This window comes from Chryseobacterium sp. JK1, from assembly GCF_050632815.1.
Classification (GTDB): domain Bacteria; phylum Bacteroidota; class Bacteroidia; order Flavobacteriales; family Weeksellaceae; genus Chryseobacterium.
Genome location: NZ_JBODRU010000001.1, coordinates 1808455 through 1831729 on the forward strand (window position 1 = coordinate 1808455; position 23275 = coordinate 1831729).

A 23275-nucleotide genomic window follows, 5' to 3' on the forward strand; every position below is an offset into this window, starting at 1 on the left:
AGAATTGTTATGACATCCATCATATTTTTAGGAATATTTTGGGGATTAATGTTCATAAATATTTGATGAAAACAGCAATTTCATATCTTTGCCGCAAAAAAATTGATAACCAGATGAAAAAAATTATATTACTGTTCTCAGTTTTGAGTGGAGTATTTCTATTTTCACAAAAAAAGATTTCGGAAAACAATTCTTACTATTTCTACGAAAACAAGGGGCAGATTATTGATCAGGACGGGAAGGAGAATAAAGATGTGAAGTATCTTTTTCTTTCAAATGGGCTGAATGTTCAGCTTCGTTCTAATAGTTTTTCTTATGACGTATACCAAGTAGAGAAAATAAATGAATCTATTACTTCTAAAACACAAAAATCCCCAGATCAAAAGACAGAAAAGGTAAAATATAAATATCATAGAGTAGATATAGATTTGGTTGGTTCTAATATTAACTCTGAAATAATTCCTGAGGAAAAATCTCCAGATTACGATAACTTTTATAATGTTCCCGGAAAGCCTAACGGAATTTTAAATGTTTATCGTTTTAAAAAGGTTACTTATAAAAATATCTACAACAATATCGATCTTGTTTTCTTTAAACCAAAAGATACTTTAAAACCTATTGAGTACAATTTTATCGTAAGACCTGGTGGGAAAGTCTCAGATATCAAAATGAAATTCAATGGTATAAAAACTTCTTTAAAAGATAAAAGGATTGTGATGGAACTCCGCTTTGGAGATATGCATGAAAACATTCCTCTTTCCTGGGTCACAGATGGAAAATCTAACCAGGAAACAGCAATCAGTTATAGACAAATTGATGAAAACACTTATGGTTTTGCCGGCAAGCAGGACTTATTTACTAAAACATTGATTATTGATCCTGTTCCTACTCCTATATGGATTAAAAATCACCCTAACTGGGTTTGGCAAAGTAATACATATTACAGAGTGCTGGCCAATTCTAATCAGGAGGTTTATACTGGCTTCACTACTATTGCCAGGTATAATATTGCTACCAGTACGTATACTATTATGGATACCAACTCTCAAAATTATGGGTATATCTGTAAATTTGATTCTGCAGGAAATAAGATATGGGGGGTCTTTTTAGGAAATCATCAATTCAATTACGGAGGTGATGAGACTAATCTTTTAAAAGATATTACGATCAATAATAACAATGAAGTATATGCCGTTGGCCAGGCCAGAGATTCCGAAGGGGGAACCAATACCGTAACAACTCCCGGAGCCCATAAAGAGCATACCAATTATCAGGGGCAGTGGATGGGATATGACATTGATTCTTTTATCATGAAATTTAATGATAATGGGGTAAGAATGTGGGGTACTTATTTTGGAGGAGATCAATTTGACACTGCAAATACCGTAGTTCTCGATTCTAACCAGAATTTAATTATTGGAGGGCTTAGTACTGGTAATAATGGCATTGCCACTTCTAATGGGGCCATTCAAAATAACCCAAATGGAGCTTCTTTTATTGCAAAGTTTTCTCCCACTGGTCAGCAAATGTATGGTTCTTATTTTTTGCTAAGAGATTATGGGATCAAAAAGATTGACAGGGACAGTAATAATAATATCTATATAGCTGGCGATGTCTATCAAGGTTACAATATCAGTGGCCTGGGAACAGTGGGCACACATCAGCAAACTCTGATCGGATATGGTAATATGTACCTGGCTAAATTGGACAGTAATTTTCAGTTTTTATGGGGAACTTACTATGGAGGTAGAAATGCATATGGTATTCAATTTAATTCCGATGAAGGAAAAACAACCGTAAGGGACCTGAAAGTAGACAAAAATGATAATATCATCCTTTTAGGAAATACTGATGCCAACGAAAAAATAGCAACTCCAGGAACACATCAGACCACTCGTACCTCTAATCTGGGCAACGATATCTTTTTAACAAAATTTAGTCCAACAGGATATCAGATCTGGGGAACTTATTTTGGAGCAACCACAAGCAATAATGTAGATGATGATATTGCTTTTGGGCTTTCTGTTGATGATAATAATAATTTGGTGTTTTCTGGCCAGACTTCTAATGGAATTCAAATAGCAACTCCAAATGGTTATCTTCCAACCAATAATAATGGTTACCATTCCGGATTTTTCACAAAATTCGGCACTACAGGAAATCGTATCTGGGGAACTTACTATTATTCTACCATTCATTCTATTTTTGCAAAAAGCAACAATATTTATACATTAGGAGGAACAAATGTCAATAATAATTTTGCCAAATTTTATGACTGTTATGCGGGAATATCTGTCACTTCAAATTCTCCTGTTTGCGTCAGTTCCACCATTCAACTTAATGCTAATGGAGGTACCACTTATCTCTGGACAGGTCCTAACGGATTTACATCTACCTTACAAAACCCTACGATCCCTAATGCTATGGTCGCCCATTCCGGGACCTATACTTGTCAGGTTTCCGGGTCTGGAGCTTGTGATGGTAATTTTACCGTAAATGTAGTTGTAGGTGATACCATTGCACCAGTTCCAAATGTGGCCAACTTAGCAGATATTACAGGAGACTGCCACATAACGGTCGTTAATTTGCCAACAGCTACAGATAACTGTGCTGGAACGATTACAGCGACCACAACGGATCCGCTTTCTTATTCTACCCCTGGAAATTATATTATTCACTGGACCTATAATGATGGCAATGGAAATACAACTACTCAAAATCAAAACATCATTGTAACCTCTCCTTCTCTGCCTAATGTTTCTAATGTCCAGCAGACCTTCTGTGCTACCAACAATCCAAAGATATCAGATCTCCAGATTACAGGTCAGAATATAAAATGGTACGATGCCACAGGAGTTGCTTTATCACCATCAGCTTCTCTGGTGAGTGGACAAACCTATTATGCATCTCAAACTGTAAATGGATGTGAAAGTAATAAGGCTTTCGTCCAGGTTATCATAAATACTACTCCAAAGCCAACAGCCAATAGCAATCAGGAGTTGTGCGCATCTGCTAACCCAACACTGGATAAACTTTTTGTAATTGGAACTTCTCTGATCTATTACAATGCAGCGGGAAATATATTACCGGTAAACACTCCTCTCGTAAACGGACAAACCTATTATGTTACACAAACTATCAACGGATGTGAGTCTGAAAAACTGGCTATATCAATAACTCTTTCTCTGGATAATGTTCCGGCAAATAACTTTTCGCAGGTTATCTGTAATAATACAACCGGAAATACAATGACCGTTAATCTTCATTCTTATGAAGGTAATATCATTAATAATCCTTCAGGATATACCTTCACTTATACTGATGCAGCAGGAAACGTAATTATTACCCCTGAGGCTTATGTTTTAAATATAGGCTCAACGCTTATCCTTGTGAATGTAACGACTCCTGACGGATGTTTTAAAACAGTGAGACTGACTTTAACATTACATCCAAAACCTTCCGTCCTGCTTCCTGAAAAACTTGAATTCTGTGAAGGAAAATCTGTAGTTTTGGATGCCGGGGCAGGTTTTAAATCTTATCTATGGAACACCGGAGCAACGACCCAAACGATCACAGTTTCTACCCCAGGAACATATTCTGTAAAGGTTACCAATAATTTTGGATGCGAGAGTAGCAGCTCTTCACAGATTACTTATTCTATATTAGCACAAATTGTTTCTGTAAACATTACCGGAAACACTGCTACAATCATTCTTTCCGCAACGGGTAATTACGAATATTCGCTGGATAATTCTACTTGGCAGAATTCAAACGTTTTTACCAATTTGACAATGGGAGAATATACGGTGTATATAAGAACAAAATCGGGATGTTTTATCGGGCAGAAAAAATTCTCCATTTTCAATATTCCTAATGCAATAAGTCCTAACGGAGATGGTGTAAATGATACGTGGAAAATATCAGGGTTGGAAAATTATCCTGGGACAGAAATCTATTTATATGACAGACAAGGTGCAATCATATATAAAGAGATCATCAAAAAGAAACCATTCCAATGGGATGGAAAATATGACTCTCAACCATTACCTACAGGAAACTACTGGTACACAATCAAAGTTTCTGATGGAAGAATATATAGCGGATGGCTGCTAATTAAGAACAGATAATAACAAAAAACGGGCAGAATTTTCTGCCCGTTTTTATTTTATAGTAATTTGATTTTATCTTCCTCAATATCGATAATCTTATCTTTATAAAGTCCACCGATGGCTTTCTTAAAGTTCTTCTTACTCATCTGAAGTTCATCTTTAATCTCTTCAGGAGTCGATTTGTCTGAGACATACAGGAGACCGTAGTTCTCTTCCAGCCTGTTCAGTATTTTCTGTTTGAATTCATCAATGTTTTCAAAACCTTCCAGTTGCAGGGAAACATCAATTTTACCATCCTCACGAATGGCTTTGATATAACCTGTTCCCTCTGATAAAGGATATAACTTTTTGAAAACATCAGAAGTATAGATCAGGCCAATATATTTTTTATTGATGATCACATTCCAGCCCAGTTCGCTTTCATTCATCATGATCAAATCTACTTTATCTCCTTTTTTGAATGGAAGATCCTGATATTGAGGATTTCTCTTGAATTTTGTAGTTCCGGTAATCAGTTCCATATCTTCTTCAACATATACATAAACAAGATATCTTTTCCCTTCGATAATTTTTGTTTTCTGCTGCTTGTAAGGAATAAACAGATCTTTGATAATTCCCCAATCCATAAAGGCTCCACTCGGAAGACTCTGCACACAGCTCATAACAGCAAATTCACCCACTTCTGCCAAAGGAATTTCGGTGGTTGCTTTTAATTTATCATCATCCTGATATACAAAAACCTCAACATATTCTCCTACTTCCTGTTCATCACGAATGAAGATTTTGGGAAGAAAAGCTTTTTCAGCAGATTCTTCATCAGTTAAGATCCATCCTGAGTTAATTTTTTCTGAAATTTTTAAAGTCTGAGTTTTTCCGAGTTGCATTGATGATAAAATTAGCTGACAAAGGTACGGAAATAAAGTCAAGATTAAAAAAGCATCATAAAAATCAGATTTCGGATATTATGAAAAACAAATAGAGCCTGTCTTTATATTTGTTGCAAGACAGACTCTATTATGAGTAGTTTTAGTGGAATTATTAATCTATGAGATCAATATTCATCTTAATAAAAGCTATTATTCTTTTATCCATTTAATCGTTTTATCTATAATTTCAGATTTAATATGAATTAAATATTCTCCTTTAATCAGTTTTTCTACATTATAAGAAGTAACTTTTCCACTATCCAGTTTATTGTTAAGTTTGCTGAATACTAATCTTCCACTGGCATCATAGATACTAATATCATGTGTATTACTTGCCTTAGTAAATTTAATATTCAAGATACCTTTGCCAGGGTTAGGATAGATTAAAAATGCATCATCATCTTTAGTTAATTCATTTACTCCTAAAGTTTGACCAGCAATATTAAAATCAGATGGATTAATATGATAGAAAACATTTCCTACACTCGCTACCATAATTCTTGCTTTTGAAGTAGTAACATTAGGAACTGTTATCACTTGCGAACCGTCATTGGGAGTAGATGCTAAAAGTGTAGTTGGATAAGTAAGACCTCCGTCTGTAGAAAGCAAAATACTTACATTGGCACAACTTACAGGTGAAAACGTTGTATTGGCAACATTCCAGCTTACGGTCTGTGTACTGCCTCCAACCCATGTGACCGCTGAAGCAGGTGCCGTTACTCTGAATGGCCCCGAACCTCCATTTACTGTTATTGCAACATCATCATTGGCAACTCCTCCACAACCTGCATTATTGTCTCTTACCGTTAGTCTAAAATTTAAAGTTCTGGCATAGGTAGGCCAAACTTCACCTTTCGTTACACTATTACTTAATACATCCTGAAGCCTCGGAAAATATCTATAAGGAACCGTTACTGGCAAATATGACCTGAATAAAGGGGCATTACCTGTTGCTGCGTTCCAATCTCCGGCAGGACCAACATCATTTTGTTCCCAAGAGTAAGTAAGTGCATTTCCTTGTGCATCTGTAGCGGAACCCGTTAGTTTAAAAGGAGTATTTAGAGGAATAGTATAATTATTCCCAGCCTTAACAACAGGTGCAGTATTAGAGACATTCGTAGTAGTTTGGCATTTTTTAGACTTCACTGTTGAAGTTATAGACTCAAAAGAATTGGTATGAAATATCGCAATACTGTTTGATGCCAAGTTATTTACACTATCACAAATTCCCGCATATCCCATAATAGTAATACCACTTCCAGGCTCCACAGCATTATGCGCTTCACGGTTACCATTACAATAGCTTGTTGTAGCATTAAAAGTATGGGGTCCTCCGAATTGATGGCCCAGCTCATGAGCTACATAATCTACATCATAAGGATCTCCAACAGGATTGGATGAACCAGTAATTCCGCTGGCTTTTATTTTATTTATACATATTCCACCTAAATCTGCCAATCCGCCACCTCCAGTACTGAATGTATGCCCTACATCATAGTTTGCAGCACCTATTCTGGTATTAATCTCGGATTGACTTTCATCAATTAATACATCCGAATTATTATTACCACTAAAAGGATCTGTAGAAGCATTTGTAAAAATAATGTTGTTTTCATTTGCTATAAGTACCAGTCTTACGGCCAGTTCTTTTTCATATATACCATTTACCCTGTTTACAGTAGTTACAATAGCAGAAAGAGTCTGAGCAACAGTAGGTGAAGGAGAGCCGGTGGCCGCAACAGCATATTCACCGGTACAAGCTATTGCCAATCTGAAAATTCTGATTTGATTACCTATACTGGCCGTTACACTTTTTTGTTCAGCTTTTGCTTCTGCCGGCAATGTATTTCTCAGTCCACAACTTGTTCTTTTATTGTTAATTAAATCTTCTTTTCTGTATACTACATAATTATCAATATCACCTTTTGCATAAGGATCAATGTACAAATCACCTGTTGCCGTAGACTGTATTTGAGCGTGAAACCCTAATTCTGTGAAATCCAGCTTTACAGTAGCATATTTATCATCAATTCCTTGCCCTGTAAATGTTACAAGCTCTGGAAATTTTGCAGCCAGTTCGCTATCCATTATAGAAGATTTCCAGATTTTGAATTTGGCTTTTGTTCCATCAGGCATCGGGAGAATAATAATTCGGGCGTTATCTTTGGAATCATTGTCTTTTAATTCGGGAACAGAATTAAAATAGCTTTTCATTTTACCTACATTCAATGTGTAAGTAAGAAATTTTTCAGGTTGTACCGTTCTCTTCGCAGGTTCAGTTTTAATACTTCTTTCATTAGCTTCTGTAAAGAAATCCTGAGCTTTTCCTAAGGAAAAAGATAGTACAAACAACACTGAATACAATAAACGTGTTTTCATCATATATATGTTTAAAATAATTTTCTACATAATCAAAATATTTCAGGTTTGAATTATATCAATTTAACAATCTATTTGATTTTTTATTTCTTTTCAAATAGTTTGAATAATAATTTCAACTAATTGATTTACTGATAGTTAACAAATTACAAATGTAATAAAAAGTTTTTAAAAATAAAAAAGCACCACACTTAAAGTATGGCGCTTGTATTTATTGTTAGAAGTTTAAAACCTTTAAAGGTAAACTCCGGATATTTTTATCTTACATGTGGATAGGTCTCTTCGCAGTAGCATCCAACGCTGCTTCTTTGATTGCTTCAGCATAAGTTGGGTGAGCGTGAGAACTTCTTGCAATATCTTCAGCACTTGCACGGAATTCCATTGCAATTACTCCTTCAGCAATAAGGTCAGCTGCTCTGGCGCCGATGATGTGCATACCTAGAACCTCATCCGTTTTTTCATCTGCAATGATTTTAACAAGACCATCGATATCACCACTTGCACGGCTTCTTCCTAATGCTCTCATTGGGAAAGAACCTACTTTGTAAGCTACACCTTCTTCTTTCAGCTGCTCTTCAGTTTTACCAACTCCTGCAACTTCTGGCCATGTATATACTACACCTGGGATTAGGTTGTAATTGATATGTGGTTTTTGTCCAGCTAATAATTCAGCAACAAGAACTCCTTCTTCTTCAGCTTTGTGAGCTAACATTGCTCCTTTGATAACGTCTCCGATCGCATAGATGTTGGAAACGTTAGTCTGTAAATGATCGTTTACTTTTACTCTTCCTCTTTCGTCCAGTTCAACGCCTGCTTTTTCAAGAGCTAAACCATCTGTATAAGGTCTTCTTCCTACAGAAACCAAACAGTAGTCGCCTTCTACAACTACTTCTTCTCCTTTTTTGTCTTTCGCGGTGATCTTTACAGTATCTCCATTTCTTTCCACGGCAGAAACGGCTGTAGAAAGCATAAATTTCATACCTTGTTTTTTAAGAACTTTTGTCAATTCCTTGCTTAAAGCTCCATCCATTCCAGGGATGATTTTATCCATAAATTCAACAACAGTTACCTGAGCTCCCAATCTTAGGTATACTGAACCTAGCTCAAGACCGATTACTCCACCTCCGATTACGACTAAATGCTTAGGAATTTCTTTAAGATTTAAAGCTTCTGTAGAGGTAATTACTCTTTCTTTATCTAAAGAGATGAAAGGTAAAGAAGATGGTTTAGAACCTGTAGCAATAATTGTATATTTAGATTCTATAGTTTCAGAAGAACCGTCATTTTTCGTGATTTTGATCTGAGTAGCAGATTCAAAGCTTCCTAATCCTTCAAAAACAGTAATTTTGTTTTTGTTCATCAGGTAATTAATCCCGTCTGTATTCTGTTTTACCACTTCATTCTTACGTTCGATCATTCTGGCAATATCTGCCTGAGGCTCGTTGATGATGATTCCGTGACCTGCAAAATTGTGTTTTGCATTTTCGAAATGCTCAGAGCTGTCAAGAAGCGCTTTTGACGGAATACATCCAACGTTAAGACAAGTTCCGCCTAAAGTTGAATATTTTTCAATAATTGCTGTTTTGAAACCTAACTGAGCTGCACGGATCGCAGCTACATATCCTCCAGGACCAGAACCTATTACGGTAACATCGAATTGACTCATGTTATTTTATGAATTTTTTATTATTATCTATCTTTATTCTCACAAATTTACGTATAAATTACCAAGCACCAAAGTGAGTTTTATCAATTTTACAATCGAAAAATTTTAAATAAATTATAGCCTCTATAAATCTACGTTCACTTTACCGCTTCCAATAGTTCCGGTGCTTTCAAAATAAGAACCACCATACACATACCATTCCAGGCTTTCCAGATACTCTACTGTATTTTCCGGGGTTATCTGCGAGCGGTCTTTTTTCGAAACAATTCCTTTGTACCATCTTCCTGATTTGGAAAAGCTTTCATACTCAACAAAATAATGGATCCATATTCTTTGGCATAACTTACACTGCTGAATACTTACTTCTCCATATCTTCCATTGGTATGATCTATCCCTAATTCCGAGCTTCTAAATTCAGTATAGCTGGCGTCAGGTTTTTCACAAGCACATCCTATTTTAGGAATTACTTTCATAAATTTTAATTTTAAATAATATTTGCGCGAAATTAGTTCTTTTTCTTTTCATAAGAAGGTCTGCTAATCATCCGCATGTCTTTTTTTGGGGAAATCAGCATAAGGATATATGATACTGTAATTATAATTTCTGGAAAAGAAATAGATGATTATAGATGAAATTTATATCTATCAAGAATACCGTTGAAAAGCAGTTATGATCTTTCCGGATAACGGTTTCACTATCTTTTTTCTACTATCTTATTTCACAAGCTCTAATAAAACTCTTTCATATTCATCAAGAATGATGTTTTTTGAAAATCTTGATCTTATAGAATTTTTAATGGCATCCCGATTATATTGACTGTGCAATACTTTAACAATTTGCTGAGCGAAGTTTTCATAGTTTTCTATATTAGAAACTTCTCCATTCACATTATGCTGGATAATCTCGTTAATTCCTCCGGGACAATTATTGGCCAACGAATATGTTCCACAAGCGCCTGCTTCCAAAAGAACGTTTGGAAAGCCTTCATATCTTGAGGAAAGAATGAACAGGTCTGCATATTTCAAAAACTGATAAGGATTTTCCTGTCTGCCATGAAAAATAACGTTTTTAAGTCCTAAAAACTCTTTTGTCTGAAGCAAAACATCTTTGTCTTTTCCATCTCCCAGAATGTGGAGCAGAATATTATCATTTTTAAGTCTTGAAAAAACTTTCAACAGATTGTCAAATCCTTTTCTTGCCGATAGATTGCCAATGGCAACAACATTTTTATAGTTATATTTAAAACATTCAGGTTTCAGGGAAACAGCAAGTTTATCATCTATAAAATCAAAGTCTACTGGATTGTTGATCTTGACAATTTTCTTCTTTTTAATATTAAAATTATCGACAAGATCTTTCATCATATCATCGCTCTGTGCAATGATTTTCTGATAGTTATTGTAAAAATTATAGAAGAATTTTATATCTTTTCTGGTAACATGCTGGGTAACCACATTGGTTTCTCTGGCAATAAATTTAGTTCTCGGAAAAAGTTTGATAAACAGAGATAAATAAGCATTTACTTCTCCAAAACCAGAGAACACAATATCAGGTTTTCTTCTATATATTTCTCCTAAAATAGGTTTTAAGGAATGTCTGATTCTTTCGGTATTGATATCAATAATTTCGACATCTTTTTTTAGAAAATTGAGGTATCCACCCTGTTTACGTAAAAGCAAAATCTTAGGCTCAAACCTATCTCTGGAGAGATGATTCGCTATAGTAGTAACTATTCTTTCTGCGCCCCCGGTTTCTAAGTCCGGCAGAATAAATATGACAGATATTTTTTTCATCAGTTAAAGTTACTAAAAAGTTTCATTATGAGTCAAATATTGAGCTGCCGAAGATTACTGTAACAATGGTTATTAACAGAAATTAACTAACCTTTAAAATATATTGAACTTTTACAGGATTTATTTCATAAAAAAGTAAGCTCTTTTGTGAAAGAGCTTACTTTTTATTTTTAGTGGTATTGAAAACATTAATTTGCAACATCACTGATGAATTTAATTCTCAGCATTCTTACTTCTTCATCAGACAGCTCATCTCCAAACTCATCCAATAAAATTTTCATACTGTCGCTTTCAGATTCGTTCATGAACTCCATAAAGCCATCTACGATATCTTCGTCAAAATTATCTTCAATATAATAGTCTATATTGAGCTTGGTTCCCTGGTAAACAATTCTTTCCATTTCTTTTAAAAGCTCATCCATGGAAAGATTTTTGGCTCTTGCGATATCTTCAAGATCAATTTTTTTATCGGTACTTTGAATGATGAAAACCTTGTGACTTGATTTATTAGCCACTTGTTTCAATACCATATCCTGAGTACGCTCTATGTTATTATCCTCAACGTAGGTTTTGATATAATCAGCGAATTCTTTACCATATTTTTTGGCTTTTCCTTCTCCTACTCCATAAATTTTGTTGATCTCATCTACCGTAATTGGGTATTGAACCGTCATATCCTCTAAACTTGGATCCATAAATACCGTGTACGGTGGAATACCATGTTTTTTGGCTACTTTTTTTCTCAATTCTTTTAATAGAGTAAACAGTTTTTGATCTAAGCCACCACCTGCCTGTTGCTGTAGCTGATCACTTTCTGCTTTTGCCTGTGTAAGATCGAATTCTCTGTCTTCTGCTATTAAAAAGGTCTCTTTAGATTTGCCACTTACTACTTTTCTTCCCTTTTCGGTAATTTTTAAAACACCGTAGGTTTCAATATCTTTCTGCAAGAAGTTCTGAACCGTCGCCTGTCTGAGAATTGTTTTCCAGTAATTATCTTTTTCTTCTTTTCCGAAGCCAAAGTAAGAAGACTGCTCCAGTTTGTATGATTTCGTAACGGCTGTTTCTTTTCCAACGATCACAGAAATCAGATCTTTAGCTTTAAATTTTTCTCCTGTATCATTAATCAGTTCCAGAGATTTTTCCAGATCAGCAGTAGCATCTTTTAATTTTGGAGGGTTGGACGAATTATCACACATATTGGCTCCGTCTCCTTTTACAGGATCAAAATTTTCCCCAAAATAATATAAAATATACTGTCTTCGGCTCATGGACGTTTCGGCATATCCCACTACTTCGTTCAAAAGCTGTAGTCCGATTTCTCTCTCTGAAACAGGTTTCTGCGCCAGGAATTTCTCCAGTTTCTCAATGTCTTTCGGATCGTAAAATGCCAAACAGTGCCCTTCTCCTCCATCTCTTCCTGCTCTTCCGGTTTCCTGGTAGTAGCTTTCCAGAGATTTTGGAAAGTCATAATGAATGACAAAACGAACATCCGGCTTGTCAATTCCCATTCCAAAGGCAATGGTTGCAACAATCACATCTACTTCTTCCATCAGGAATTTATCCTGATTGGCGACCCTTATTTTTTGATCAAGACCTGCATGATAAGGAAGGGCATTAATGCCGTTTACCTGTAAAAGCTGAGCAAATTCTTCAACTTTTCTTCGGCTAAGACAATATACAATCCCCGATTTTCCTTTATGCTGATTGATAAATTTAACGATTTCCTTATCTACATTGATCTTCGGACATACCTCATAATACAGATTAGGACGGTTAAAACTTTCTTTAAATACCAATGCGTTGGTCATCCCTAAAGTTTTCTGGATGTCATCCTGAACTTTAGGCGTTGCGGTTGCCGTTAAGGCGATCACCGGTACACTGGCGATCTTGTCTATAATCTGTTTAAGATTTCTGTACTCCGGCCTGAAATCATGTCCCCATTCTGAAATACAGTGCGCCTCGTCGATCGCGAAGAAGGAGATCTTTACATCTTTCAGGAAGTCCAGATAATCATCTTTAATCAATGATTCAGGAGCTACATACAGAAGCTTGGTTTTTCCGTTTTTAATATCGTCAAAAACCTGTTTGGTCTGCGTTTTGTTTAATGATGAATTCAGTACGTGTGCTACTCCATCATCGGATGAAAGACCATTAACGGCATCTACCTGGTTTTTCATCAACGCGATTAGGGGCGAAACGACTATTGCCGTGCCTTCCGAAATAAGTGCCGGAAGCTGATAACATAATGATTTTCCACCTCCAGTAGGCATCAAAACAAATATATCCTTTCCATTCAATAGGTTGTCTATAATCTGTTCCTGCTGGCCCTTAAATGTAGAAAACCCAAAATACTTTTTCAATTCGCCTGATAAATTGGCTTTTTTTGCGCTCATCTAATTTTCTATTGCTAAATTTGCATGTCTCCCAAAGTTATAAAAATTCTGCTTAAAATAAAAGCGAACGAATTTATAAAAAATAAAATTTATATTAAATATTCTTTTTAAAATATAACGTTTTTTAAGAACTTTTTTGTATACCTTATCATCATAAAATGGATAGAACCAACATTATATCAATTGCTAAAAGCACTTTAGAAATAGAAATTTCTGAACTTGAAAAATTAAAAAACAGAATTGATGAAGAATTTGCCCAGGCAGTAGAGATTATTCATTCCGCAAAAGGTAAGCTTATCGTCGTGGGAATAGGAAAATCCGCTCATGTAGGCAATAAAATTGTAGCAACTCTTAATTCTACAGGTACTCCGTCTCAGTTTTTACATGCTTCAGAGGCTATCCATGGAGATCTGGGAGTGATCCAAAAACAGGATGTGGTATTATGCATTTCCAATTCCGGAAATTCCCCTGAAATAGCCAATCTTGTTCCTTATCTAAAGGATTATTCCTCTGCTTTAATAGGAATGACAGGAAACAGATCCAGCAAACTGGCTGAATTTTCTGAAGTCATTCTAGATACTCATGTAGAAGTAGAAGCCTGTCCTAATAAATTGGCACCTACCAGTTCTACAACCCTTCAGATGGCATTGGGTGATGCATTGGCTGTTGCTTTAATGGAACTTAATGATTTCAAAGCAAATGATTTTGCCAAATTTCATCCGGGAGGAAGTCTCGGTAAAAACCTAACCTCTAAGGTAGAGCAGTTTCTGTCTTCACAAAAGCCTCAGGTTACTGAAGATGCTCCGGTAAGAGATGTTATTATTTCCATCAGTGCATCAAGACACGGAATTACAGTGGTCACAAATGAAAATCAAATCATTGGAGTAATTACAGATGGTGATTTGAGAAGAATGCTGATGAAAGGAGAAGATATCACGAAAGTATCAGCAAAAGACATCATGTCTGCCCATCCACGAACGATTGAGAAAGAAGCATTAGCAAAAGAAGCCATGAAAATACTTAAAGAAAACAATATCGGGCAGCTTGTGGTTACCGAAAACGGAAAGTATTTTGGAATCATTGACCTTCATAAGTTACTTGACGAGGGAATAAACTAATGGTATCGGAATGAGTCATTTTCTGAAAATACATATACAGGAAATTGTCAGCCTCAGTGAGGATGAATTTGAAACAGTACAGGCGCTTTTCATCAAAAAAAAATTCAGGAAAAGGCAGTTTCTCGTACAGGAAAACCAGCCGGTGAATGAAATATTTCTTATAGAGAAAGGTTTTGTTAAAAGCAGTATCATTGATTCTTCCGGGAAAGAACATATTCTGCAGTTTGCTTCCTCCAATTGGTGGATCTCAGATTTTGCAGGATTTTTTAAACAGGAAAACTCATCGCTGGCTATAGATTGTATTGAAGAAGCCGAAGTATATTCCATTTCTTTTGAAAATATGAACCTTCTGTGCTCTCAAATGCCGAAAATGGAACATTTTTTCAGAATAAAATCTAACTTCGGATATGTTGCTTTGCAGCAGAGAATTCTTTCATTAATGAGCAAAACTGCCAGGGAGCGTTATGAAGATTTTGTAAAACAGTATCCCGGCTTTACCGAACATATTCCCAAACAGCTTATTGCAAGCTATCTGGGAGTTTCAAGAGAAACATTAAGCAGATTATATTGATAGATGTGACGCAGGTCACATCTTTTTTTTGACCTACATCCTTATTGTTGCTTTTATATATACACCATCTTTGTGTTATCATTTTTAAATCATAAAACAAATGAAAAAGAAAGCATTAATTGTAGTGACAAGTGTAGAAAAGTATCCTAATATGGAAAGAGCAACAGGATTATGGCTGGGAGAAGCGGCTCATTTCTATGAAAAACTGCATGAAAAAGGATACGATATTGATTTTGTAAGCCCCAAAGGTGGCTATACTCCACTAGATCCGGTTTCCTTGCAAATGTTTGTACAACCGGCAGACTGGAAATATTATGCAGATGAAGATTTCAGAAAGAAATTAGGTAACACTTTAAAACCGGAAGATATAACTCCTGAAAATTACAGTGTCATCTACTATTCTGGAGGTCATGGGGTAGTCTGGGATTTCCCTGAAAATGAAAAATTACAGGAAATTGCCCGTAAGATCTATGAAAATGAAGGAATTGTTTCATCGGTATGTCATGGAGCTGTAGGCCTTTTCAATATTCATCTTTCCAACGGAGACTTGCTCATCAAAGGTAAAACGGTGACCGGATTTTCAAATTCGGAAGAAATTGCTGTGGAACTGGCCGATCATATCCCTTACCTTACAGAAGATGTTTTGAAAAGCAGAGGAGCTCATTATGTAAAATCGGAACAGGATTTCGTTTCTTTTGCTGTTGCCGACGGCCGTTTGGTGACAGGACAAAATCCTCAGTCCGGAGGTGAAGTTGCAGAAAAAGTATTGGAAATTCTTGAAGGATAAAGAATAGCAACATTCAAAAACAGGAGCTGTCGGAAGTTGAGAAAGCTTTTGACAGCTCTTGCTTTTATGATACAAATGAAGCTTTTAAAATCATCTCAGATATTCCCTTTGTAAACTTGAACAAAATCATGAACAATAAATTATAAATACTGATTATTATTTCATAATTTCGCAGACTTAATCTGCTATCCTAAGTCGGTTGGCATTTTGATAGATTATTATATGGACAATAATAAAGACATGTCCTTTCTTGGGCATATTGGAGAGTTAAGAGGACACCTGATCCGTTCGATGATTGCTATCGTTGTTGCTGCTTTTATAGTGGGTTTCAATATTAACTGGATTATGGACCATATCTTTTTTGGTCCTACAAGAAATGATTTCCCTACGTTCAAGGTTGTTAACCATTTTTCGAGAATGATTTTAGGAGAAGACAGCATTCATCTTCCTAAAGAATTCCCGGTTCGTGTACAGAGGTTATATCAGCAGTTTAATGTGATGATGGCCGTTTCTGTGTTTGGAGGAATGGTAGCGGCATTCCCGTATATTGTATGGGAATTGTGGCGTTTTATTGGTCCTGCATTACATCCTAAAGAGAGAAAGAATTCTATTTATATCATCAATGCCGTGTGGATGCTTTTTATGACTGGTGTTTTATGTGGTTATTTTTTAATTCTTCCGTTTGCAGTTAATTTTGGAGTTATTTTCAAAATTTCAGATATCATCGTACCTTTATATGATCTGAGTGATTATACTACTTTATTTTTACAGGTGGTTTTGGGAATGGGCATTATTTTCCTTTTCCCTATTCTGATCTATTTCCTTACAAGCATAGGAATTCTTACTCCAACCTTCATGAAAACTTACCGTCGCCATGCGATTGTTTTAATCATGGTGGTTGCAGCAATCATTACTCCTGCAGATGTTTTGAGTATGATGATGGCAGCATTCCCATTACTTATCTTATACGAATTCAGTATTATGATGTGTACCTTCACATATAAAAAGGTGCAAAAAAGCAACGGAAATCTTCCGACAGTACAGAAGTAAGTTTCGCTTCATTATAAATAAACAGACGTATTTTCATCGATGAAAGTACGTCTGTTTTCTTTTTGTACACGATCAATACTTACTTTTGGACGTAAATCTTTGGTATGTCTTTTGAACATCAGGTATCGAATTTTTATGTACTCCGCTGCATTTAATTTAATTTTATATTTTTGAATAGATATTAATAAAGCTAAAAATGAAAAAGCTATCATATACCCTTCTATTTGCATCAGGACTGGCTTTCGGTCAGTTCTTTGAAAAAGATAAAGTTTTCACCAGACAGGATACTTTAAAAGGTTCCAACACCTCATTCCGGGATTTTTGGGATGTAAAGAAATACAACCTTTCTGTAGAGCCGGACTTTAAAGAGAAAAGCATAAAAGGCAGTAACAAAATAAGCTTTGAAATTGTTAAAGATGCAATCAATCCTGTATTCCAGATCGATTTGCAGCAACCCATGAAAGCAGATCAGGTAACAGCCGATTTTCCTATAGCCAATTATAAACAGGACGGTGATTTTATCTTTATTAATACCAATAAAAAGTTTAAAAAAGGAGAAAAATACACCATAGATATTACCTATTCCGGAAAACCAACAATCGCTAAAAACGCCCCTTGGGATGGCGGATGGGTTTTTACAAAAGATAATAACGGAAATCCGTGGATGAGTGTTGCAGATGAAGGAATTGGCGCTTCTATCTGGCTTCCTACCAAAGACATATGGAGCGATGAGCCTGATAACGGGATCATTATGAAAATCATCACTCCAAACGATCTTGTAGGCGTAGGAAACGGAAGACTGATTGATAAAAAAACAGAAGGCAGCAAAACCACTTATACCTGGGAGGTAAAAAACCCGATCAATGCTTACTCCATTATCCCGAATATTGGGAAATATGTTAATTTTAAAGATACTTTCAATGGAGAAAAAGGTAAACTGGATCTTGATTACTGGGTATTGGACTACAATCTGGAAAAGGCTAAGAAACAGTTTCAACAGGTAAAACCTATGCTTTCCGCTTTCGAATATTGGTTCGGGCCTTATCCTTTCTATGAAGATTCCTATAAACTGGTGGACTCGCCTTATCTGGGAATGGAGCATCAAAGTAATGTAGCTTATGGAAACGGCTACCAAAACGGTTATCGCGGGACCGATTTTTCAGGAACAGGAGTTGGTTTGAACTGGGACTATATTATCATTCATGAAAGCGGTCATGAGTGGTTTGCCAATAATATTACCGCAAAAGATCAGGCTGACATGTGGATTCATGAAAGTTTCACCATGTATTCTGAAGTTCTGTTTACCGAAAAGTATATGGATAAAAAAGCGGCCGATACGTACGCTATAGGAATTCGCTCAAAAATCCAGAACGATGTGCCCATTATTGGAAAATATGGAGTAAGAAATGAAGGAAGCGGAGATATGTATCCGAAAGGAGCAAGCATGCTTCACACTATAAGACAGGTCATCAACAATGATGAAAAATTCCGACAGATTTTAAGAGGATTAGGGAAAGATTTCTACCATCAGACGGTTACTACCCAACAGATTGAAAATTATATCTCTTTAAAATCAGGGATTGATTTTTCAACCGTTTTTGAGCAGTATCTTAGAACGGTTATGATTCCTACCCTCGAGTATTCTCAAAACGGCAATACCTTGAAATACCGCTATACAGATGTTGTAAAAAACCTGAAATTGCCTGTGATCATCAATGGTAATCAAACTATTACTCCTACTGAAAACTGGCAGACCACAACCCTTAAGAAAAATACTGCAGTTGAGTTTAATCCCAACTATTATATCAATTATAAAAATGTTCAATAAATTAAATTTAAGAAAAGTTTAATACTTGGTTTTGTAACATAATGAAAAAAAATGCAACTATTTATTAATTACAATTTATAAGCATAATGAGAAAAATAACACTAAGTTTGGGGCTTTTCGTTGCTTTTTTGGCGAATGCACAATCTATAAAAACCACTATAGACCTTGTGAATGTAAAAGACGACAAGGTTGCCGTGACAATGGAACTTCCAAAGATGAAATCTGGAGATGTAAAATTCCATTTTCCTAAAACAGTTCCCGGCACCTATTCCGAAGATGATTACGGAAGGTTTATAGAAGGGATCAAATTCTACGACAATAAAGGCAAAGAACTTACCTATACCAAAGTAGACGACAATACATATTCCCTGAAAAATGCGCAGGGTCTGAGTAAAATTTCCTATCTGGTAAACGACAGTTTTGATGATGAAATGGATACCTCAAAGCATAAAGCCGTATTTTCTCCATCAGGAACAGATATTGAAGAGGGAAAAGTCTATATGATCAATACCCACGGATTTATCGGCTATATCGACAATATGCAGGATGTTCCTTATCAGCTGGTTATTAAAAAGCCAACAGGGTTTTATGGCACGACCGCATTGGTAGATCAGGACAAATCTGACGCTACAGATACCTATACCCTTGCCAATTATGCTAAAGTAACCGATTCTCCATTAATGTATACAAAGCCTGACTTCATTACCTTCAACGCAGGAGGAATGGAATTGGTTCTTGGAGTATATTCTCCAACAGGAAAGTACAAGGCTGCAGACTTCAAAGATAATCTGGAGAAAATGGTGATTGCTCAAAAGAAATTCTTAGGGGATATGAATACCAATAAGAAGTATGCGATCATGCTTTACCTTGCAGGAGGTGACGGGCCAAAAATCAAAGGATTTGGAGCGTTGGAACATCATGAATCTACTAGTGTTGTGCTTCCTGAGGCAATGCCAAAAGATGCGATAGACAATACCATTACAGATGTGGTTTCCCACGAATTCTTCCATACCGTGAATCCTCTGAAAACCCATTCTGAAGAAATTCACTACTTCGACTATGCAGACCCTAAAATGTCTCAGCACTTATGGATGTATGAAGGGGGAACAGAGTATTTCGCCAACCTGTTCCAGGTGCAGGAAGGTCTTATAGACAAAGAACATTTCCTTCAAAGAATTGGAGAGAAAATCGCAAATTCCAAGAATTACAACGATACAATGCCTTTTACGGTAATGAGTAAAAATGTATTGAAGGAGCCTTACAAAGATCAGTACAGAAATGTATACGAAAAAGGAGCCCTTTTGGCGATGTGTCTGGATATTGAATTAAGAAAGCTTTCCAACGGAGAAATGGGATATCGTGATATGATCAGAAAGCTATCTCAAAGATTCGGGGAAAACAAACCTTTCAAAGATGATAAACTTATTGACGAACTGGTAACTGTAACAGGATATCCTCAGGTAAAAGATTTTTATAACAAATACATTGCAGGAAATCAGCCGACTCCTTATGCAGAATACCTGAAAATGGTAGGAATAGATATACAGAAACAGGAAAGCAGACCTTTATTCTGGTTTATTAAAGATCCCAACCAAACCGGTTTTGACGAAAAAAATAATGCCTTTGCTTTTGATGAAAACTCAGCACTTTCTCCTTTCGCAAAAAGTATAGGATTTAAAATCACAGATCAGGTATTGGCATTGGATGGAAAAACAGTTGATGTTAAAAAAATACAGGATTTCATTGGCTACACCCAGACGATTAAAGAAGGGCAGACCGTGACTGTTACGATTTTGAGAGACAATGCTGGTAAAAAAGAAAAAATGACCCTTACCGGAAAAGCTATTCTTGATAAAATGACAATGGAAACCCCGGTATTTAAAGCTAATCCCACTCCGGAAGAACTGAAATTGCAAACCCAATGGCTAACGGGTAAAAAATAGACTGTTCTACAATTTCAGTCTATTTACATAATAAAAAGCACGAATAAAATATTCGTGCTTTATTGTTTCTGTAGATCAATATAGGGTATTTCTAACTTCAGTTGAATGAGCATAGCAATACTATTTTTACTCCTTCTTAATCGTTATTCTAAAAGTGCTCCCCTTTCCTACTTCAGTCTGGGAAATCTTAATGTCACCATTATGATATTCGTGGATTACTCTTCTTGCCAAAGACAATCCTAATCCCCAACCTCTTTTTTTAGTAGAATATCCAGGGTTGAAGGCGTTTCTGGCTTGTTGTTTTGTCATTCCGCTTCCGTTATCTTTTACTTCTATCAGAATACTTTTATTTCTCTCAAATACAGACATCGTGATTGCACCCACTCCTTTCATGGCATCTACGGCATTTTTCACAAGGTTTTCAATCACCCAGCTCATCAGGATCTTATTATGAGGAACCAAAAGAGTATACGTTGGAAGATGCAGGGTAAAATCTACCTTTCTGGAAATTCTGGTTTTCAAATAATCAAAATTCTCTTTAATCGTTTCATTGAGGTTCATATCATTCAGTTCAGGAACAGATCCTATTTTGGAGAATCTTTCAGAAATTGTTCTTAACCGCTCAATATCTTTTTCAATTTCGTGCACGCCTTCAGATTCAGGATTATCCAGTTTCATAATCTCTATCCAACCGATCATAGAAGACAGCGGAGTTCCGATCTGATGTGCTGTTTCTTTAGCCAAACCTGCCCAAAGATATCCTTCATCAGTCTTTTTGATGGTTCGGAAAAACCAAAAGGTAAAACCAAAATACAGCAAAATAAAAAGCCCTAAAATATAGGGAGAATACTGCAAATTATTGAGAAGCCGGGAATTATCATAATACACAAACTGATTATTGCCATCCGGAACTTTGATCTCTATGGGATTATAGTTTTTTTCCATATTGATAATCAGCTCATTAAGCTTTACCGGATCTTTTATTGTGCTTTCCGGAATATTTCGATAATAGCCAAGATCAAGAATAGGGTTTTTATATTTATCTGTTACAATAAACGGAATGGTATTGTTGATATTCAGAATATCCGGCAGAAGATCAAGAACATCCGTATCCGGTGTTTTTACTTCCTGCTGTATACGTATTGCCTTGGAAAGCAGACTTATCCTTTTGATTTCCTCTTTTTTGAGAAAATTAATAAGCGATGTTGAAGCTACAATGATAGCAATTACCAAAGTAGTCATCACAACAAAGATAATCCAGTTATTCAGTCTGGTGACTATTGATTTTCTCAAACTTTTCTATTTTAAAACATTCAGTATTTTCTGCAGCTCTGCACTTCCGCTTCCCTGATAATTGTTAATGATAATCGAAAATACATATTTTTTACCATCTTTGGCAGTATGGTAACCTGCAAAAGACTTGGTATCTCTCATAGTACCACTTTTCATTTTCATGCCATTATCCTGCATTGGAAAACCATCATAGTAGGATTCAAACCAGGACTGTTTTTTAGCATATAATAAAGCCTGTACTTCAGCCTTTGCAGCAACATAGTTCTGAGGCGACAATCCACTTCCATCCGCAAAGTTGATCATATTTGGGTTGATGCCTTTAGATTTCCAGAATTCTTTCAGATAAGCAACTCCGCTCTTGAAGCTCGGATCTCCTTTTTTCTCTTTTCCTAAAGTTTTAATCAGCGTTTCTCCATAAAGATTAATACTTTTTCTTAAAAACCAATAAATAATTTTATCTAAAGTTGGAGACTCATACGTCAGAAGAATATTATTTTTCGGAGCTTCTATAGCTTTTTTACCTTCAATTTCCAGTTCAGAATTTGTCACTGCTTTTCCGGAAAGTTCTATTCCAGATTCCTTCAGCCATTGTTTCACTTCAGCAGCCAGTTGTAAAGGCGGATTCGGAGTAGCACCAGAAACAGTAACCGTTTTTCCTGCCGGAAGCATCCCATTAATAAGAGCGACATTGGAATGTGGTGCTGTGAAAATCAGACTTTGATCTGAACTTCCTCCTGCTTTAAGATCATTCAGCCATTGTACACCTTCCAATGGGTAGGAAAAACTTTTGAAATCGGTTCCGCTGATATTGATATCAAACTGATTTTCCCGCCAGTTGATTCCCCAGACTCCCGCTCCGTAATAGTTCCCCAAATCATCCCAAGGCCATCCTCCGGGAATGGTCTGATGGTCAAAGTAAGAATCATCAATCACCAGATCACCGGATATTTTTGTAATTCCCGAGTTTTTAATGGCCTCTATTAATTTCTTTTTAAAGTTTTCCGGTTTATAGGCATCATACCTCCAGCTTCCCAAGGTAGGGTCTCCTTTGGAAGAAATGAAAAGATTTCCGTTTAAAACAGTTCCTGCTATCTTTCCGGAATAACTTGAAGTGGTTGTAAAAGTATAATTTTTACCGAGAGTTTCCAAAGCTGCACCGGCCGTGAAAATTTTCTGTGTGGAAGCGGTGGAAAGACCTTTATTCCCTTGATATTCGTAGATAAGGCTTCCGTTTTCATCGGAAACATAGAACGACAATCCTGAAGAGATAGCCCCTGAAGAATCCATAAGAGCTTTGGTCGCTTTATCCAGTTTCTGAGTTATATTCTGAGCAGAGATCATCTGCATAGACAGCGTGAGTACTGCGAGTGTCTTTTTCATTATATTGTATTTGGGTTCCTGACCTTACTAAAGAAACT

General features: G+C 36.1%; 15 protein-coding genes. 7 read left to right on the plus strand and 8 right to left on the minus strand.

The window, feature by feature from the left end; translation table 11 throughout:
• The first annotated feature begins 113 nt into the window (after positions 1-113).
• Entirely contained in the window at positions 114-4127 is a 4014-nt protein-coding gene (locus tag ACQ76T_RS08210) for a T9SS type B sorting domain-containing protein (RefSeq protein ID WP_431342823.1), read from the plus strand.
• Between the two features lie 38 nt (positions 4128-4165).
• On the opposite strand, the gene ACQ76T_RS08215 is transcribed toward ACQ76T_RS08210, so the two are convergent.
• The 6 genes from ACQ76T_RS08215 to recQ form a co-directional block, all read right to left on the minus strand.
• Positions 4166-4993: a CvfB family protein gene (locus ACQ76T_RS08215; RefSeq protein ID WP_431342824.1), complete on the minus strand. Its 828-nt coding sequence runs from the start codon at positions 4991-4993 to the stop codon at positions 4166-4168.
• Positions 4994-5185: 192 nt separating this feature from the next.
• Entirely contained in the window at positions 5186-7417 is a 2232-nt protein-coding gene (locus ACQ76T_RS08220; protein ID WP_431342825.1) for a reprolysin-like metallopeptidase, read from the minus strand.
• Positions 7418-7676: 259 nt separating this feature from the next.
• Positions 7677-9080 (minus strand): dihydrolipoyl dehydrogenase, encoded by a 1404-nt coding sequence (lpdA, locus tag ACQ76T_RS08225; protein ID WP_431342826.1) that lies wholly within the window; start codon positions 9078-9080, stop codon positions 7677-7679.
• Between the two features lie 123 nt (positions 9081-9203).
• Positions 9204-9554: a hypothetical protein gene (locus ACQ76T_RS08230; RefSeq protein WP_431342827.1), complete on the minus strand. Its 351-nt coding sequence runs from the start codon at positions 9552-9554 to the stop codon at positions 9204-9206.
• Positions 9555-9794: 240 nt separating this feature from the next.
• Positions 9795-10874, minus strand: a complete 1080-nt coding sequence (locus ACQ76T_RS08235; RefSeq protein WP_431342828.1) for a glycosyltransferase — start codon at positions 10872-10874, stop codon at positions 9795-9797.
• A 188-nt stretch (positions 10875-11062) separates the two neighbouring features.
• Entirely contained in the window at positions 11063-13267 is a 2205-nt protein-coding gene (gene recQ / locus ACQ76T_RS08240; protein WP_431342829.1) for a DNA helicase RecQ, read from the minus strand.
• A gap of 158 nt (positions 13268-13425) precedes the next feature.
• Here recQ and ACQ76T_RS08245 point away from each other — a divergent pair, with 158 nt between their 5' ends.
• The 6 genes from ACQ76T_RS08245 (at position 13426) to ACQ76T_RS08270 (ending at position 20564) form a co-directional block, all read left to right on the plus strand.
• Complete coding sequence (locus ACQ76T_RS08245) at positions 13426-14385, plus strand: KpsF/GutQ family sugar-phosphate isomerase (protein WP_431342830.1); 960 nt, start codon at positions 13426-13428, stop codon at positions 14383-14385.
• 10 nt (positions 14386-14395) lie between these two features.
• On the plus strand, positions 14396-14956 hold the full coding sequence (locus tag ACQ76T_RS08250; RefSeq protein WP_431342831.1) for a Crp/Fnr family transcriptional regulator: 561 nt from the start codon (positions 14396-14398) through the stop codon (positions 14954-14956).
• Between the two features lie 100 nt (positions 14957-15056).
• A complete protein-coding gene (locus tag ACQ76T_RS08255) occupies positions 15057-15743 on the plus strand; it encodes a type 1 glutamine amidotransferase domain-containing protein (protein ID WP_431342832.1) in 687 nt (228 codons plus the stop codon).
• Between the two features lie 222 nt (positions 15744-15965).
• Positions 15966-16793 carry a twin-arginine translocase subunit TatC gene (gene tatC / locus ACQ76T_RS08260; protein WP_431342833.1) on the plus strand — a complete coding sequence of 276 codons (828 nt, stop codon included), beginning with the start codon at positions 15966-15968 and terminating at the stop codon, positions 16791-16793.
• 196 nt (positions 16794-16989) lie between these two features.
• Positions 16990-18621, plus strand: coding sequence for a M1 family metallopeptidase (locus ACQ76T_RS08265; protein ID WP_431342834.1), 1632 nt, complete (start codon positions 16990-16992; stop codon positions 18619-18621).
• Positions 18622-18707: 86 nt separating this feature from the next.
• On the plus strand, positions 18708-20564 hold the full coding sequence (locus ACQ76T_RS08270) for a PDZ domain-containing protein (RefSeq protein ID WP_431342835.1): 1857 nt from the start codon (positions 18708-18710) through the stop codon (positions 20562-20564).
• Between the two features lie 126 nt (positions 20565-20690).
• Here the strand turns inward: ACQ76T_RS08270 and ACQ76T_RS08275 are convergent, their stop codons facing one another.
• Both ACQ76T_RS08275 and dacB read right to left on the minus strand, forming a co-directional pair.
• Positions 20691-21857: a sensor histidine kinase gene (locus tag ACQ76T_RS08275; RefSeq protein WP_431342836.1), complete on the minus strand. Its 1167-nt coding sequence runs from the start codon at positions 21855-21857 to the stop codon at positions 20691-20693.
• Between the two features lie 6 nt (positions 21858-21863).
• Positions 21864-23237, minus strand: coding sequence for a D-alanyl-D-alanine carboxypeptidase/D-alanyl-D-alanine endopeptidase (gene dacB, locus ACQ76T_RS08280; RefSeq protein ID WP_431342837.1), 1374 nt, complete (start codon positions 23235-23237; stop codon positions 21864-21866).
• Between the last annotated feature and the right edge of the window lie 38 nt (positions 23238-23275).